At 42.7% G+C, this 16,669-nt stretch carries 14 protein-coding genes; 4 read left to right on the top strand and 10 right to left on the bottom strand.

Annotated features, from left to right (window positions below; genetic code table 11):
• Nucleotides 1-9: 9 nt before the first annotated feature.
• The 8 genes from BUR11_RS09205 to topA form a co-directional block, all read right to left on the bottom strand.
• Nucleotides 10-1,203 (bottom strand): MFS transporter, encoded by a 1,194-nt coding sequence (locus BUR11_RS09205; RefSeq protein ID WP_074224536.1) that lies wholly within the window; start codon nucleotides 1,201-1,203, stop codon nucleotides 10-12.
• On the bottom strand, nucleotides 1,200-2,222 hold the full coding sequence (gene mgrA / locus BUR11_RS09200; RefSeq protein ID WP_074224535.1) for an L-glyceraldehyde 3-phosphate reductase: 1,023 nt from the start codon (nucleotides 2,220-2,222) through the stop codon (nucleotides 1,200-1,202). Before mgrA ends, BUR11_RS09205 begins: the two co-directional genes overlap by 4 nt.
• Nucleotides 2,223-2,249: 27 nt before the next feature.
• Nucleotides 2,250-3,584 (bottom strand): YfcC family protein, encoded by a 1,335-nt coding sequence (locus BUR11_RS09195; RefSeq protein ID WP_074224534.1) that lies wholly within the window; start codon nucleotides 3,582-3,584, stop codon nucleotides 2,250-2,252.
• On the bottom strand, nucleotides 3,581-4,711 hold the full coding sequence (locus tag BUR11_RS09190) for a serine hydrolase domain-containing protein (RefSeq protein WP_074224533.1): 1,131 nt from the start codon (nucleotides 4,709-4,711) through the stop codon (nucleotides 3,581-3,583). The genes BUR11_RS09195 and BUR11_RS09190 overlap by 4 nt, the downstream gene beginning before the upstream one ends.
• A 72-nt stretch (nucleotides 4,712-4,783) precedes the next feature.
• Nucleotides 4,784-5,722: a DUF5996 family protein gene (locus BUR11_RS09185; protein WP_074224532.1), complete on the bottom strand. Its 939-nt coding sequence runs from the start codon at nucleotides 5,720-5,722 to the stop codon at nucleotides 4,784-4,786.
• A 45-nt stretch (nucleotides 5,723-5,767) separates the two neighbouring features.
• Nucleotides 5,768-6,463: an SIR2 family NAD-dependent protein deacylase gene (locus BUR11_RS09180; protein ID WP_074224531.1), complete on the bottom strand. Its 696-nt coding sequence runs from the start codon at nucleotides 6,461-6,463 to the stop codon at nucleotides 5,768-5,770.
• Between the two features lie 66 nt (nucleotides 6,464-6,529).
• On the bottom strand, nucleotides 6,530-7,780 hold the full coding sequence (locus BUR11_RS09175) for a carboxypeptidase-like regulatory domain-containing protein (RefSeq protein ID WP_074224530.1): 1,251 nt from the start codon (nucleotides 7,778-7,780) through the stop codon (nucleotides 6,530-6,532).
• 14 nt (nucleotides 7,781-7,794) lie between these two features.
• On the bottom strand, nucleotides 7,795-10,119 hold the full coding sequence (gene topA / locus BUR11_RS09170; RefSeq protein ID WP_074224529.1) for a type I DNA topoisomerase: 2,325 nt from the start codon (nucleotides 10,117-10,119) through the stop codon (nucleotides 7,795-7,797).
• A gap of 155 nt (nucleotides 10,120-10,274) precedes the next feature.
• Here topA and BUR11_RS09165 point away from each other — a divergent pair, with 155 nt between their 5' ends.
• The 3 genes from BUR11_RS09165 to BUR11_RS09155 all read left to right on the top strand — a co-directional run bounded on the left by BUR11_RS09165 (nucleotide 10,275) and on the right by BUR11_RS09155 (nucleotide 13,434).
• Nucleotides 10,275-10,742 (top strand): SixA phosphatase family protein, encoded by a 468-nt coding sequence (locus BUR11_RS09165; RefSeq protein WP_074224528.1) that lies wholly within the window; start codon nucleotides 10,275-10,277, stop codon nucleotides 10,740-10,742.
• A 358-nt stretch (nucleotides 10,743-11,100) separates the two neighbouring features.
• Nucleotides 11,101-12,276, top strand: coding sequence for a pyridoxal phosphate-dependent aminotransferase (locus BUR11_RS09160; protein ID WP_074224527.1), 1,176 nt, complete (start codon nucleotides 11,101-11,103; stop codon nucleotides 12,274-12,276).
• A gap of 12 nt (nucleotides 12,277-12,288) precedes the next feature.
• Nucleotides 12,289-13,434 (top strand): AEC family transporter, encoded by a 1,146-nt coding sequence (locus BUR11_RS09155; protein ID WP_074224526.1) that lies wholly within the window; start codon nucleotides 12,289-12,291, stop codon nucleotides 13,432-13,434.
• A gap of 75 nt (nucleotides 13,435-13,509) precedes the next feature.
• On the opposite strand, the gene BUR11_RS09150 is transcribed toward BUR11_RS09155, so the two are convergent.
• Entirely contained in the window at nucleotides 13,510-14,256 is a 747-nt protein-coding gene (locus tag BUR11_RS09150) for a 3-keto-disaccharide hydrolase (protein WP_234982159.1), read from the bottom strand.
• 231 nt (nucleotides 14,257-14,487) lie between these two features.
• On the opposite strand from BUR11_RS09150, the gene ypfJ reads away from it, so the two are divergent.
• Nucleotides 14,488-15,387 (top strand): KPN_02809 family neutral zinc metallopeptidase, encoded by a 900-nt coding sequence (ypfJ, locus tag BUR11_RS09145; protein WP_074224524.1) that lies wholly within the window; start codon nucleotides 14,488-14,490, stop codon nucleotides 15,385-15,387.
• Between the two features lie 6 nt (nucleotides 15,388-15,393).
• On the opposite strand, the gene BUR11_RS09140 is transcribed toward ypfJ, so the two are convergent.
• On the bottom strand, nucleotides 15,394-16,620 hold the full coding sequence (locus tag BUR11_RS09140; protein ID WP_084560901.1) for an Nramp family divalent metal transporter: 1,227 nt from the start codon (nucleotides 16,618-16,620) through the stop codon (nucleotides 15,394-15,396).
• Nucleotides 16,621-16,669 lie beyond the last annotated feature (49 nt).

The following is a 16,669-nucleotide window of genomic DNA, read 5'->3' as shown; positions in this document are numbered from 1 at the left end:
GACTTTACGCTAGGAGGCTTCAGGTTGAGGCCTCTTTTTTTTTGCAAAAAATCTGAAAAGGAGGATTCCGGTCAATGGTCCTACCACCAACAATGCCAAAGCTTGGTCTATGGGTAACCAGGTTAGTAATAACTGAGCGAATTGAATACTGACGATACTTAAGGCAAACCCCATACTATTTACCAACGTTAGGGCCGTCCCTTTGAATTCAGCAGGGACAGACTGGGAAACCAGGGTGGAGAATTGAGGAGAGTCGGCAGTCACGAGTATTCCCCAAATCAATAGAAAGATCATCCAAATTGAGCTCGGAACACTGGGGGCAATTACCAAGAAAATACAGCATACCCCTGAACCCAATAATGAAAATAAAGCCACTTTTTTACTTCCTGTTTTTTGGGAAATGACTCCGCCCACCGCACAGGAAATTCCCCCTATAGCGATGACTGAAAAAGATAATAAAGAGATCTTAGAGGAGGAGAAGCTCCCCTCAGATAGAAATGCGATCACCATCGGCGCAAAAGCCCAGAAGGTATACAGCTCCCACATATGACCAAAATAGCCCGAAGCAGCACTTTTAAGGGCATTTATTTTGCTGAGTTTAGGTAAAAGGCTGACGTCGAATTTGGGGTTTGATTTTCGGTAAGGACCATCTGGTACAAAGAAGCCTACAAGTGCCCCTCCCAGTATTGCCAATGCAGAGGTAATCCAAAAGATGATTTTCCAGGAAAGTTGAAGTCCGAGACCATTAATAAGATGGGGGAAAGCGGTTCCAAGCACCAAGGCACCCACGAGGAACCCTAAGGCAGCTCCCAATCCTTTTTCAAAATAATCGGCGGCTATTTTCATCCCTACGGGATAAATCCCTGCCAGGAAGAAACCCACCAGAAATCTGCAGAACAAGATGTAGGGGAGCTGAAAGGGGAGAAGGACTACCAGAATATTGAAACAGGCCGCTAATACCGCGCTGAAGAAAAACACATCTCCTGGAGGAAACCGATCGGGAATTGCAAAAAAAGCATAAAAAAATGTGCCTATGATAAAACCAAACTGGACCGTAGAGGTGATGGAGGCAATTAATTCAGGTTCGCCTAATAAGGCTCCAATTTCAGGTGCCACCGCATTGCCGGCAAACCATAAAGAAGTGCCAAGAAATTGAGCGATGACGATCAAAATCAAGGCACTTCTGCTGGAAATCAATTTCATGAAGCCCCGATGATTGATTTTATTTGTTCAATTTCAGCGGGACCAAAAACAGTATTGTTGATGGCCGCCACATTGTCATCGAGTTGTTCAGGTTTGGAAACTCCCACCAAAACCGAAGTGATTCTTGGGTCTTTCAGTAACCAGGCAATCGCCATTTGAGCCAAGGACTGATCCCTGGTCTTTGCAATTCCATTGAGTTTACTGATCATGGAAAGCTTTTCTTCAGAGATCTGTTCAGCCTTTAAATACCTGCCATCTTTTGCAGCCCTGGAATCCTCAGGAATACCTTTTAAGTATTTGCTGGTCAGCATTCCTTGTTCTAAGGGAGAGAAAGCGATGCTTCCTATTCCTCTTTCTCCAATGGCATCCAATAAACCTCCTTCTACCCAGCGGTCTAGCATGCTATATCTTGGCTGATGGATCAGAAGTGGTGTCCCCATTTTCTTCAGGATATCATACGCTTTGATGGTATCTTCTGCACTGTATTGAGAAATCCCTACATATAAGGCTTTTCCTTGCCTGACGATTTGATCCAAGGCCCCCATTGTTTCCTCCAAGGGTGTTTCTGGATCAGGTCTATGGTGATAGAAAATATCCACATAATCCAGTCCCATTCTTTGGAGGCTTTGGTCTAAACTTGCGATCAAATACTTTTTTGATCCGAAATTCCCGTAAGGACCCGGCCACATATCCCATCCTGCTTTGCTGGAAATCAATAATTCGTCCCGATAAGCTTTAAAGTCTTTCTGGAAAATTCTTCCAAAATTCTCTTCTGCTGAACCATAAGGAGGGCCATAATTGTTGGCCAAATCAAAGTGGGTGATTCCAAGGTCAAAGGCTCTTCTCAATATTTTTCTACCCAACGTAAAGTCCGCATTATGGCCGAAGTTATGCCAGAGTCCAAGACTTATTTCAGGTAATTTTAATCCACTGTTTCCACATTTTCTGAATTTCATGTGATCATACCTTTCAGAATCAGCATGATAGGTAGGCAATGGATTGTGATCGTTGATTTTCATCCGTGTTTTTTTGGGTTTTAAAAGGTTCTAAGCAAAATAAACTATGCCTAAAATAACAGAAATCAACCCCAAAACCATCAAAAGCAACCAGCTTTTCAAAATATAGGAAAACCATTGGTTGTAATTCACCCCTGCAGCGGCGATCACTGCCATCATCCCCCCATTGGTGGGGGTTACTAAATCCATAAATCCTGCGGGATATTGATAGCTCATGACTGCAATATGCCTGGAGATCCCAAGCAAATCCGTGAGGGGGGCTGTCAAAGGAGTGGTTAGTACGGCTTGACCCGATGTACTGGGTACCGGAATATGGACCACTCCCTGCGCCAGAAACATCCCAATGGCTGCCAATTGGGTAGGGAGTCCTTCCAAAGGGGAAAAGAGTCCCTGAATCAATGGGTCGATGATCGCAGAATTTTCAAGGATGATATAAATGCTTCTTGCGAGTCCTACAATCACTCCGGCAAAAATCAACTCTCCAAAACCTTCGGTAAAGGCCTTTGCTGTTCCGTTAACTCCCAGGTTGCCGATGATGCCACAGCTAAATCCCACCAGGAAAAACAAGGCAGACATTTCATTGAACCCCCAATCTTTTTGGGTGATGCCCCAACCCATTGAAAGAATCCCCAGTGTCATGATGAATAGAATGATTTTCTTTCTGGTAGAGATAAAAACCGGCTTAAATGAGATGGTGGCTTGTTCTACATGTTTGATTTTTCCATTCCAGATATGATATAATATCCAGGATAAAACAATGAAAATAAATAGGAAGCTTCTAAACCAAAGACCCTCACCTAACTCTAGGTTGGCAATTTTTAGAGAAAGCAATGAGCCAAAAGGATTGATCGGAGAGCAAGCTCCTCCCACCAATGCCGTCCCCAAACTCAACGCTAAGATGGACCGGATATCGTAATGCAACTTTTTGGCTAAAATCAATAAGACAGGGGCTAAGGCAATGACTTCTTCTTGCATTCCAAAAGTGGCACCACATAAGGCGAATACCAATCCCAGGAAAAGGAGCAACAGAAATTGTCGTTTTCGAAACGTGTAGATCAATGCCTCAATGCCAATATGTAGTGCTCCCGTTTTTTCAATTACATAGAATGCCCCTCCGATCAATAAGATCAACACCAATATATCCGCACCTTCTATGATTCCTTCCGGAACGGCCAATAGGATGTCGTATACACTTGCATTTTGATCCTCCACTGCATGAAAACTTCCTGCGATGACAATTTCCCTACCGGTACTTTCATCAATTTCCCTTTCAAACACACCTGAATCAATGAAATAAGTGCTGATCCCTGCGATTACTATAAATACCAACATGATGATCAGCGGATGGGGGAAGTTTCTTTTCATGTGGAAGGGGGGATAGATGAGAGGATTTGAACTAATTGATCCATGATTTTTTTTCTGAAATTCTTTGAATCACGGGTGTTCACAAGAAGGATCAGTCCCAGGTTCTGGGTAGGAGAATAAATCAAAAGGGAGCTATACCCGGCTTGACCCCCATAATGCCCGTACCATTCACCGGTTGCCAGCTGAATTTTCTGGAAGCCCAAAGGAGCCTCTCCACTTTCAGGGGTAAGCCAGTTCAGCTCTTCCTGAAATATTCCCATTTCTCCCCGTAGAAGATGAATGAGAAACAGGTTTAAATCTTCAATGGAACTAATGAGACCTGAAGAGGGGGACGGGCTTCTTTCAAAAGTGATGGGGCGGGGTTCCATTCTCCTCCAAACCAATGTTTCCTGGTATCCCACAGCGGGGATGGTGTCGATGGGCCATTGCTTGGTAAAGAACGAGTGAGTCATTCCTGAAGGAATAAGAATATTGGTCCTCAGGTAGTTTTCAAAGGATTGCTGCGACGATTCCTGAAGGAAAAATCCAAGCATATCAAAATTCCCATCATGGTACTCATACGGAAGACTGTCAGGGATCTGATGATCCTCCCTCCATAAATGGTTTCCATATTCTTTCAGAGGCTTTGCTACATCTGGAGAAAATAGTTTCTTGACCAGTCCCGGATTCTTCAAGCCCGTTTGATGTTCCAGAAAATCCCTAAAAGTTAATTGCCCCAGTTGACTTTCAGAGGATGTTGGAACGCTTAAACTTGAAACCCGTTGGTCTGCCTTGATTTCTTTAGAGGATAGAAAATTTGCGATCGCAAGGGCGGTGAATAGTTTTGAAATGGATGCAGTTGGGACTAAGGTATTGACTGAAAAAGAATCCAGGGTTTGTAGGTTTTGATAGCCAAATGCATTCTGATAGATGATTTTTCGATCTTTTACAATTCCCACTCCAATTCCTGCAAGCGTATATTCCCTTAATGAGTTTTGAAGCAAGGAATCAATTTTATCCTGTACCGTCTCTACCGTAACAATGGGAATTACTTTGACTTTTGGATAACTGTTCCACCAATCCAGAATTAAAAAAAGAACAAACCACAAGGCAATTGCCGAAAGGATAATTCTAGTTTTATTTTTCATTATCAATGGGTTGGTGTCAATTCATTAATGTAACACTTTACGTGTTTTTTAGAACTAAAATGAACCCGTTTTTCATGACTTTTTTTCTAAATGCGAAAAATCGCAATCTAAATTTTCACGATCCCAATCTGCTACTTTACAGGCCGCCTCATAGGAGCTTTGCAAAAAGGAAAGCAGTGTTTCAGCCGGATTGGCGGAGGTCCGAACATCCTCATAATTCAACATAAATTCCCCCATGCTTTCGTTCCAATAGGCAGTGCTGGGCTGAATTTGCTGATTCTGAAAATCTGGTGAATTGGGATAAATATAAGCGTAATAAACTGGGGTAGGGTATGCATTACCTCCAGGCCAAAAACCAAAGCTACAAACCTCATGGGAATACGCTTCCTGCATGACTTCTAGCGGCATATTGGGCATTTCTCCTTGGAATGTAGGGGCTTTTCTTCCGGAGAATCTGGTATACGCCAGGTCAAATGAACCCCAAAAGAAATGAATAGGGCTTTGTTTACCGGTGAATTTACTTCTGAATTTCAAGAATACATTTTGAGTTTGAACCAATATTTTCCAGAAGTTTTGGGCTTGGTTTGCTTGGTAGGGGATTCGTTGGGAGTTTTTTGAAAAAGGAATGGCACCAGCTATTTCATTTGGCATATCATGGATTTTCACCTCAATTCCCAAGAACTTGAGTTTTTCCATCAACAATTCATAGAAACTGGAAACAGTTTGCCCGCCCAGTGAGAACCGGTCTCTGGTACCGGAACTGGTTTTTATTTTTAGTTCATGGTGGATGAAATCAAACATGATTTCAAAAAGCCCGTGTTCATAGGGGATATTTCCGGTAGTCAGCCCTTGGTGATCCACGTAGAGCGATACATGCCAGGAATGGTTCTGCCATGGTGTTTTTTTTAGCCTTACCTTACCGACAATCTGGGTCCATAGATGAACAAGCGTGATTGTTTCTTTACATTCCTCAAATTGAAAAACTGGCCAAGGAGACTTTTTAGTTGCCATAGTAAAAATATTTTATTCAAGATATGAAAATGAAAAACTGAATTTCTATAATTCTCCTAAAATAACACTTTCCAAATGTTTCAATCCCTCACTGGCCCTTTTTTCTAAACAAAAGACATCTTTAGTCAAAGGAGAGTTTGGGATGACCACGTCTACCAAGAACTTTTTTGCTTTTTTGGGGACATAATCAATGAGACCTGCAGCCGGGTAAACCTGTAATGAGGTTCCAACGACTATAAAATAATCGGCAGTTGCTGCATGATCAATTGCCTCTTCCATCTTCGGTACAGGCTCCCCAAACCAAACGATATGTGGTCTGAGCTGACTTCCCAGTTCACAGCAATCACCTTCTTTGATTTCCCATCCTTCCATCGGATACACTAGATCCGGGTTTTTGCTGCTTTGGGCTTTGGATAGTTCCCCATGCAAATGAATGACATGGGAGGATCCACCCCGTTCATGAAGGTCATCCACATTTTGGGTAATGATGGTGACGTTAAACCGCTGCTCTAATCTTGCCAATACCTTATGTGCCTCATTGGGCTGACATGCCCTGGCTTGCTTTCTCCGTTGATTGTAAAACTCCTGGACCAGCGCCCGGTTCCTTCTCCAGCCTTCTGGAGAAGCGACTTCCATAATGTCATGGTTTTCCCAAAGTCCATTGCTATCTCTGAAAGTTTTTATTCCACTTTCCTGGGATATCCCTGCACCTGATAAAACGACCAGTTTTTTTTTCTCCATGGTTTGGTAAAAATAGTAGGTAATCAAATTTCTTCAAAAAAATCCATAGGCAGGGAACCCCAAGGACTATTTCTCATCGGTGGGAACATAATCAATAGGCATTAAATCGCCGACTCTTTCCCAAGCCATGTACCCTTCTACCATGATCCCTAAAGGATCATCAAAGCTTCCTGATGCAAACAATTCCACCTTAGGATCATTCAGTTTTATTTTGGAAATCTGGTTGGATTTTCTGTAGCTACCTATTGGGGCTCCGGGGTATTCTCTTGCCATAGGTTCCTTGGTGTAGGTTATGTGGATGTGGTCAGAAAAATTCAGAAATACCCTACCTGCTTCTTTTTCTCTATCCAATAGAGATTCTGGATCAAGTGCTTGTTGCTGTAGGACTAACACGGAATCCGGAATGGTGGATTTGGACAAGACATGCACTTGGATGCTGTCCTTAAGAGCGGTGGAGGTGCTTGTTTTAAATAAGGATCTGGCCTCCTCCATTATCGCTGGGCTGGGTTTGTCGGGGTTGGGAATAGGCTTCATTTTTTGGAGGACATACCCTTCCTCTTCGCTGATTCCTAAATAAAGGCAGTGAATGAGATGCTGCAAACTACCCCGGTAGGCAAGACCCCTGTTTTTCTGGAGTTTTTTAGCCTTTGCCCTTTTTACATCTTTATAGGGAATGAATAAAGGATATCCCTTATATAGTATGGTTTCTTTTTTAAAATGATAGTCAAAATCAACCAATAAAAACTCCACTTGATAACCCAAATTGGGGTTGTCCAGTAGAATGGGATTTTTGGCACTCACTTGAAGGATATCCGGGTGGGACTCTCTGTCCAGAAGTAAGTCTTTTTCATTGTTGATTTGTACGGATTGCCCGTTTTTTGAAGTGCCTAAAAAATATTTTTTGAACAGTTCCAGGTTCTGATACCAGATCGGATCCCGTTCTTCTTCCACATCTATTTCCTCCAGCTCCTGATCCTCGGAATTAAGTTGAACCTGAAAGCCTTTTTTGGGGAGACGATTGGTATTGATTGAAAATGTCAAGGGTTCATAGCCTAGCATCCGAACAAGCACATCATAACTTCCATCGGGTATGGACAAGGTGAATTCTCCCTGTTCATCTGCGGTGATTCCCAGGGTGGTATTGGTTAAAAAGATGCTGGCATAGGGAATGGGAGTTTCTGTGCTGTATTCAATCACTCTACCTTTCAAGGTGTTTTGGGCTTCGGAGTAGGTGGTGAATACTACCAACAAAAAAGCCAAAATCAGTAGACTATGAACTGATTTTGGCTTGGATAAAATGATCCTATTGAAAGGCATAAAGCGATAATTTCTTAGCTTTTCTTTTTAGCGAATCTCCCTTTTTTCTTTGGTTCCGGTTGATTTTCTATAATGTCAATGGTTTCCTCATAGGTCAGGTCTTCTGCTACCTTATCTTTCGGGATTTTGTAATTTTTCTTACCCATTTTGATATAAGGTCCCCATCTACCATTTAATACCTGGATTTCAGGGTTTTCATCAAAAGATTTGATGTGTTTTTTCGCATCAGCCTCTCGCTTATCCTTAATCAGTTGAATGGCTTCCTCTTCATTGATGCTCAGTGGGTCTTGTTCTTTGCCCAACGAGAAGAAAGCACCATCATGTCGAATGTAAGGACCGAACCTTCCGATGGCAGCCACCATCTTTTTATCTTCAAACATTCCTACGTCTCTTGGAAGCTTAAATAATTCCAAAGCCTCTTCAAGGGTAATGTTTTCAATAAATTGTCCTTTTTTCAGACTTGCGAATTGTTTGTCCTCGTCTTCATTGTCACCGATCTGCACCAAAGGTCCAAATTTTCCCAGTCGGGCGGTGATGGTTTTACCGTTTTCAGGGTGCGTGCCGATCACTCGGCTGGTATTGATGTCTTGACGGGAAACCTGTTCTGTTTCTTCTACGCTATGGTGGAAATTGCCATAAAAGGAGTCGATCATGTCCTGCCAGACTTGACCTCCCGAGGCAATGTCGTCAAATTCTTTTTCCACACGGGCGGTAAAGCTGAAATCAATGACATTTGGAAAATGCTCCACCAGAAAATCATTGACTACCATTGCAATATTGGTAGGGAATAATTTCTGTTTTTCGGCCCCGGTGATCTCAGTCTTGGTTTCATCTTTGAATTGACCATCTGCAATGGACAGTTCCACATAATTTCTGGACACGCCATCTCTGGATTCTTTGATGACATACTCTCTTCTTTGAATCGTAGAAATCGTCGGCGCATAGGTGGAAGGTCTTCCGATTCCCAGTTCTTCCAATTTCTTCACCAAAGAAGCTTCCGTATATCGTGGTGCCGGTCTGGAGAAGGTTTCTTTCCCTTTCATCTCCTGCAAAGCCAGTTCTTGCCCCACCGTAAGCGGAGGAAGTAGTGATTTGTTGGCATTGTCATCATCTTCCGGCTCATCATCTGTGTCTTCCAGGTATACTTTTAAGAATCCGTCAAATTTGATGATTTCCCCAGTAGCCACAAGATTCAAATCTGAATTGGAAATGTCGATCGTGATCGTGGTTTTCTCCAGCTGTGCATCCGACATTTGGGAAGCAATGGCTCGCTTCCAGATTAAATCATACAGTCTCTGCTCGTTTCTGTCTCCCGAAATTTGGTTGACGGAAAAGTCGGTTGGACGAATGGCTTCGTGTGCTTCTTGAGCCCCTTCCGATTTCGTAGCATATTTTCTGGATTGATGGTATTGTTCACCATAAGAATCATGAATCGCATTTTTTGCGGAATTCATGGCGTCATCAGATAGATTGGTACTATCGGTTCTCATGTAGGTGATTTTACCCGCTTCATATAACTTTTGGGCCACAGACATGGTTTGGGCCACCGAGAAATACAACTTCCTACTTGCTTCCTGCTGTAGGGTAGAAGTAGTAAATGGTGCCGCAGGGGATTTCTTACCTGGTTTTTTTTCCAGATTACCTACGGAGAAATCTGCTGCCAAGCAGGATTTTAAAAATTCCTCTGCTTCCGCTTTTGTCTCAAACCGTTTAGGAAGCTCAGCTTTAAAGGTTTTTCCGGAAACCTCAAAAATAGCGGTAATCCTAAAGCTGGACTTCGCTTTGAAGTGTTCTATTTCACGTTCTCTATCCACTATTAACCGAACGGCCACAGACTGAACCCTTCCCGCTGAAAGTCCTGTTTTTATTTTCTTCCATAGGATAGGGGATAGCTCAAAACCCACCAATCTATCGAGGATTCTTCGTGCCTGTTGTGCATTGACTAAATCGATGTCAATTCCACGTGGGTTTTCGATGGCTTTGGTGATTGCATTTTTGGTGATTTCCCTAAATACAATTCTTTTCGTTTGCTCATCTTTCAGTTTCAGCACCTCTTTTAAGTGCCAAGAAATAGCTTCTCCTTCACGGTCATCATCACTTGCCAGGTAGATCATATCAGAATCTTTGACCAATGATTTAAGGTTTTTGATGACCTCTTTTTTATCGGCAGTAACCTCATAAGTAGGTTCAAACCTATTCTTGATATCAATTGCTTTATCTCCTTTTGGGAGATCTCTCACATGGCCATAGCTGGAAACAACCTTATAATCACTACCTAGGTAGCCTTCAATGGTTTTGGCTTTGGCAGGGGACTCGACAATGACAAGGTTTTTCGACATAAAAATCAATTTTATTTTGGGCTCTTATGCCCGATTTGGATTGCTAAAAATAGAGGGCATACTTTTTTGTTCCAAATAAATAAAAAATATGAAGGAAGAATTGGAGGGATTTTTGATGAAATATCGGTGTAAACAAAGGACCTAATCTTATCAATATGAAGCGTTTATTTTTATTAAGGCATGGAGAAGCAGGTTTTTCTGAAGGAACAGATTTTCAAAGACAATTGACAAACAAAGGCAAAGAAAAGTTGAATCAATTGGGAAAAGAACTCCAAAGTAGATCGCTTTCTATTGATTTCATGTTTTGTTCCACAGCTGAACGAACCATGCAAACAGCAGGAATTATCCAACAGTATATTTCGATCAAAGAAGAGGTATTCTTAAAGGATATTTACGAAAGTAATTTGGGTGGTTTGATCCATATCCTGGAAGGATGTCCTACACATGCGGAGTCTTGTTTAATCATAGGTCACAATCCGATCCTGAGTCTGTTGGTCTCTCATATTTCTGGGGAGAACTATATTAATATGCAACCGGGAATGTTGGCATGCCTGGATCTGGAAATCTCTGATTGGAACATGGTAGGAGTGAACACCGGTTCTTTGATTGAAATCCTCCAATGAACTGCTTTTTGAGGATTGTCATGATTACCTGCTTATTCTAGTATATTTTTTAACCTATAAATTAAATTTTATCAAAATATCACTGATTAGTGATTTCTTTTTAAACCTATTTTCTATAAATTCACAAAAAAATTGGAGTAAATGCTTTTTAAAACACCTTGTTGTTTTAAAAACTGCATAATCCAATGATTTTTACAATAGACCCACCTGACCGGAAGCATTTAATCCCGGATACGATTACCAGAGCCTAAAGGAAAGTGCTCCCTTAAGAATACCTGTGACCTCCTTCCTATAGGGGAAGAGCGGTACTTGAAATCGAATACCCTTCAAAGAAATATATACCCTAACCATTGAAACCATGTTTAAATCAATGAACAGAAGAGATTGGATGAAAACGAGTTTGCTATCTGCAGGATCCTTGATAGCAGCTCCATCTTTTGCGATGCCGAGCAGAAAAGCAGGCACTGCATTTTCTTACGCTCCAGAGAGTATACTCGGAGAATATTTACCGGATTTTCCGATTGCAGAACCTAAAATGGTCGCCCGATTAAATGCGAATGAAAATCCTTATGGACCAGCTCCCCAAGTAATCAAAGCAATTGCTGAAGCAGCAGCTTCAGGAAACCGTTATGCGCATGGAGATGCCAATACCTTGATCAGCATGATCGCAGAAAAAGAAGGAGTGACCCCGGATCATATCATGTTGGGCCCTGGATCTACGGATCTTTTGGAGAAAGTGGCCATTACGAGATTCCAGCATGGAGGAAATATAATTGCAGCAGATCCTTCTTACATGTCACTGATCAATACGGCTCAGTCCATGGGAGGAACGTGGAAACCCGTACCTCTTACTGATGATTATGCGCATGATCTTCCTGCCATGGAAAGTGCCATCGATTCAGAGACCAAGCTTATTTATGTGTGTAATCCAAACAACCCTACAGGTTCTATCACCCATGCAGCTGATCTGAAGAAGTTTTGTGCATCTGCTTCAGAAAAGACCCCGATTTTCGTCGATGAGGCCTATCTGGAATTCTTGGATGATGCGGCTTCTCAAAGCATGGTGGGCCTTGTAGCCGAAGGAAAGGATGTAATTGTTGCGAGAACATTCAGTAAAATCCACGGAATGGCCGGATTAAGAATCGGATACATCGTGGCTACCCCAGAAAGAATTGAAAGTATTACCAGTATGGTAAGGAGCACCATGGGACTTTGTTCTACTTCTTTAAAAGGAGCCATTGCAAGTATGAAGGAAACCCAGTTTATGGGAGAATGCAGAGGATATAATTCAGAATGCCGTGAATTTACCAGGAATGCGATTGCTTCTTTGGGCTATGACATCATTCCATCTTATACCAGTTTCATGATTTTCCCTATCGAAATGAATGGCAAGGAGTTTTTGAAAGCCATGTATGATTCAGGGGTTGGGATCCGGGTGTTTGACATTAATAATAAGGACTGGTGCCGCGTAAGTATGGGAACCAAATCCGAAATGGAAATTTTCGTCGAAACATTCAAGAAAGTAACCGCCTAAGACAGCCTTTATATGTCCATCGCCTTACAAAAAACATGTTCGCTTTTACTGCTTATCCTAATCGGGTTCCTGTTGAAAAACAGGCTGGTAAAAGATGAACATAAAAAAGGCCTTAAAACGATTATTCTTGACTTGGCATTACCTGCCATGATCTTTGTTGCCTTATTAAAAATAGAGGTTGATTCAGAGTTGATGTTTCTCCCTCTATTGATTCTAGTATGGAATGTGACCATGCTTTTAACCAGTAAGTTCACCTTGCCATTACTTGGGTTCTCAAAAGATAGTGCCGAGATGCGGACTTGGTTGTTGATGATTCCATCCCTGGCCCCGGGATTGTCCTGTTTCCCGTTTTTACTGGAATATCTTGGAGAGGATGCCTTGGCCTGGGGCGCCTTGGCAGATATTGGAAACAAAGTATATGTATTGATCTTTTCTTACCTCCTGGCCATGAGCTGGTATTACAAGCACATGGGATTGGGATCCCGGTCCAACGGGCAAAAAGTAAAAGAATTGATTCTATCCATGTTTCAGGAGCCGATCAACTTGGTGATCTTGGTAGCCTTACTATTGCTTTCTTTTGGCCTGAGACTGGAGAACCTTCCTGGTTTTATCAGTGAATCTATTCTGATGTTGAAAGATGTGATGACTCCCCTGGTACTGCTATTCATAGGGGTTTCGGTAATCCTGAAGAGAGAACAGATCCAGTCCATCGCCTCTGTATTGATCTTAAGAGCAGGCTTTAGCTTGGTCCTGAGTGCCGGATTTATTGCATTGGTGGATTTGCCAAGTGAAGCGGCCGTATTATTAGCGGTGGTATTCCCTCTTTCGGCTTGTTCTTTTTGGCCCTTTGCACATATGTCGGCCGTACGTCACCTGGAAAGGGATAAGGAGATCGAGGTTGAACATGGGACCTTTGACCTGGGGTTGGGGATCAATATTCTGGCGGTTTCCTTGCCAATGAGCACGGTGTTGATTCTGGGAGTGTTCAGCTCTGGTAGTTATTTCACCGTTCCCTTACATGTATTGACTGTAGGAAGCGTCATGATTTTGGTTCCATTGATTCCCAGAGTATTCTCTTGGATAAGAAATTTAGAATTTACCATTCCTTTTTTAGATCAAAAGGAATTGAAAGACAGTTCTGCTGAAAGCAGATCATAACAATGGGTTTGATTATTGATTAATTTGCAAAAGCCCCGGACGTTTGTCTGGGGCTTTTTTTGGTGGGTGTACCTTTTAGAAATCGGTACTTTTTCCATCTAAATCCAATTTTTTGATCCAGATATTTCTATAAAAAACATCATGTCCCTCTGCCTGTAGCTTTAAGCCTCCCGGAGTGTCAGTAATTCCTTTCCCTCCGTCATTTCCTCCGTCGATGCCAGAATTGGGGCCTCCCCACACTTGTTGGATGGGTTCGTCTTCATGGATTTTGACGCCATTGAAATAAATGGTGGTTCTGGCCTTTTCTGTCAACACGCCATTTTCAAATCTTGCCGCTTTGAAGACAATGTCATATGCATTCCATTTCCCTGTACCGTTGTAGGCATCAGTAGATGGTGTTTTTTCATTGATGATGGCCGCCATTCCATGATTGGTATTGTCTCCGTCAAGAATTTGGATTTCATACCTGTTCTGCAAATATACCCCGCTGTTTCCTCCTGGATCTTTTACAAAAAACTCCACATGTGCCCTGAAATCCCTGTATTTGGTTTTCGTCACGATATCGGCAGCTCCGTATTTTCCTCCAGCACCGGCAGGGTCGTTGCTGCTGATGACTGGTCCTCCGTCTACTGGATCCGTGGTAGCAGGCCATTTGATGGGCAGGGTACTGGAAAACCTAGGACCTTCCCAGTATTCCCAGTTTTTATGCAACATTTTTTCGGTGCCGTCCAGTAAAAGTTTTGCCCCTTTAATGGGCTTGACCCCAACTCCTGTTTGGGCATAAGCAGAAATTGAAATGGCAACTATCAGGAGTATTGCCATCGCTGAATTTGTCAGGAATCGTTGGATTGTAGGTTTTAAAAGCATGTGCTGGGTATGATTGAATTTAAATTAATTGATTTAAGCCACGATTGTGAATATGAAAAATAGCTATTTTTAACTATTGAATGGTGAATAGTCTTACCGAATCTATTCCCAGTAGTCCAATTTACCTAATCTGTTCAAAGGACGATACCGGTCCAATTGTATGTTTAACCAACAAATTTTTACCCAATGAAATGGCAAGGAAAAAGACAAAGCTCCAATATAGATGACAGAAGGGGAAAAAGTGGTTCAGGAATGGGGGGAGGAGGATTCAATCCACTTCTGATCGGCCCTCTGTTAAAAATACTTTTTTCAAAGACCGGCTTAATCATCGTGGGGATCCTGGTGGTATTTTCCATTGCAACAGGAACCAACCCCTTGACTTTTATTGGAGGGATGATGAATGGGGGAGGTCAGGGATTTGCCACAGAAAGCACGTATGAGCCCACAGCGGAAGAGGAATTGTTGAAAGAGTTCAGTGCCACGATTTTGGCCAATACAGAGGAAGTATGGAACCGGGAATTGGAAAATTACCGTAACCCCACCCTGGTGTTGTTCACGAATGCTGTTTCATCTGCCTGTGGAAATGCTTCTGCTGCAACCGGCCCCTTTTATTGCCCGGCAGATGAGAAGCTATACCTGGATTTAAGTTTTTTTGAGGATATGGAGCGAAAATTAAATGCCCCGGGTGATTTTGCCCAAGCTTACGTGATCGCTCATGAAGTAGGACACCATATCCAAAAAATAATGGGGATCACCGATGAGGTCCACCAATTGAGAGGTCAACTAAGCGAGAAGGAATACAATCAATATTCCGTTAGATTGGAACTCCAGGCTGATTTTCTGGCGGGAGTATGGGCGCATCATAGCCAGGAATCCATGGACTGGTTGGATGCAGGTGATTTGGAGGAAGCCCTCAATGCCGCCAATGCGATAGGGGATGACCGATTACAGAGACAATCGGGAGGAAGAGTTGTTCCGGATTCCTTCACCCATGGCACCTCGGCCCAGCGGATGAGATGGTTTAAGAAAGGATTTGATACCGGGGATTTATCCCAAGGGGATACCTTCAGTGCTACGGACTTATAAAAGACCTTACCAGATCCCGAAAACTGTTCCGATACTTTTTAGCCCAAGGACCAGGGTGATGATCCAAATGGCCAGGTATACAAGATTGCTTCTGAAGCTGCTCTGGAGGTTTCCCATGATGGATTTTTGAGCACCGACCCAGATAATCCATCCACTGATCAGTGGTAATAAAATCCCGTTTGCCAATTGGGACAAGGTGATTAGTTGGACCGGTTTGATTCCAAAGGAGGCAAAGGTCAAACCTAGTATCAGGACCAAGCTCATGGAGATCCTCATGGTTTTGGATTTTAGATCCTGATCCCATCCAAATATCCCGCAAACTACCAAAGCAGCGGCTAAGGGGGCCGTTAGCGAGGATGTTAAACCCGCGGCCATAAAGCCTATGCCCATCAGGTATTTTGCAGTGGCACCAAAGACGGGTTCCAATCCTTTGGAAACATCCATGGCATTGCTCACTTCCGTGCTCATGCTACTTGCACCTACCAGAAGTATGGCCATGGAAACCAGACCTCCCAAGATCACAGAAATCCCGATATCCTTTCTCATCCAAGAGATCCCTTCTTCTTTTTTCCATCTTTTATTGGCTAGACTGGCATACAAAAAGAGATTGTAAGGGACCACGGTAGTCCCTATCAAAGAAACGATGGTCAGGAATTCCTGGTTGTTCCAGCTGGGAATAAACCCTTTGAAAACCATAGACCAATCTGGTTTCGTAAGTAGGGCCGTTACCGTGAAAGCAATGGACATTAAAATGACCAGCGCAATGAATAACTTCTCGAGACTTTTGTAGTTTCCTACATACAAGAGTGCCAACGAAACGGCTCCGATTAGAAAATTCCCGGTCTGTAGCGTGAATACTCCAAACTGCAGGGTGGGAGCTTTCCAAAATATTTCCAGTCCTAAATTGGCACCGGTAATATTTCCTGATTCGTAGGCAGCATTCCCCAATACGATGGCCAACAAAACTAAAACCATAGAAATAAGTTTAAAAAAAGTATTGGATTTGCTGTTTCGTAGCAATTGGCTCAAATCTTGTCCTGTACTGATGCCTATTCTTCCGGAAATTTCCTGGAGTGCAAGTGTGGCACAAATGGATAAAATCAAGGCCCAAAGCAGGGAGTACCCAAAATTTACTCCGGCAAGGGTGCAGACCGTTACAGTTCCTGGCCCAATGAATGCTGCGGCAATGACCGGTCCGGGACCAAGGTTTTTGAAAAATCGGGAAATAGACAAATTGAAAGTTTTCTGCAAAATAGAGATTTAAGAGATTTTTTGTAGATTT

The organism is Algoriphagus halophilus (assembly GCF_900129785.1).
Taxonomy (GTDB): Bacteria; Bacteroidota; Bacteroidia; order Cytophagales; family Cyclobacteriaceae; genus Algoriphagus; species Algoriphagus halophilus.
This window is presented reverse-complemented; position numbering and strand designations above follow the sequence as displayed.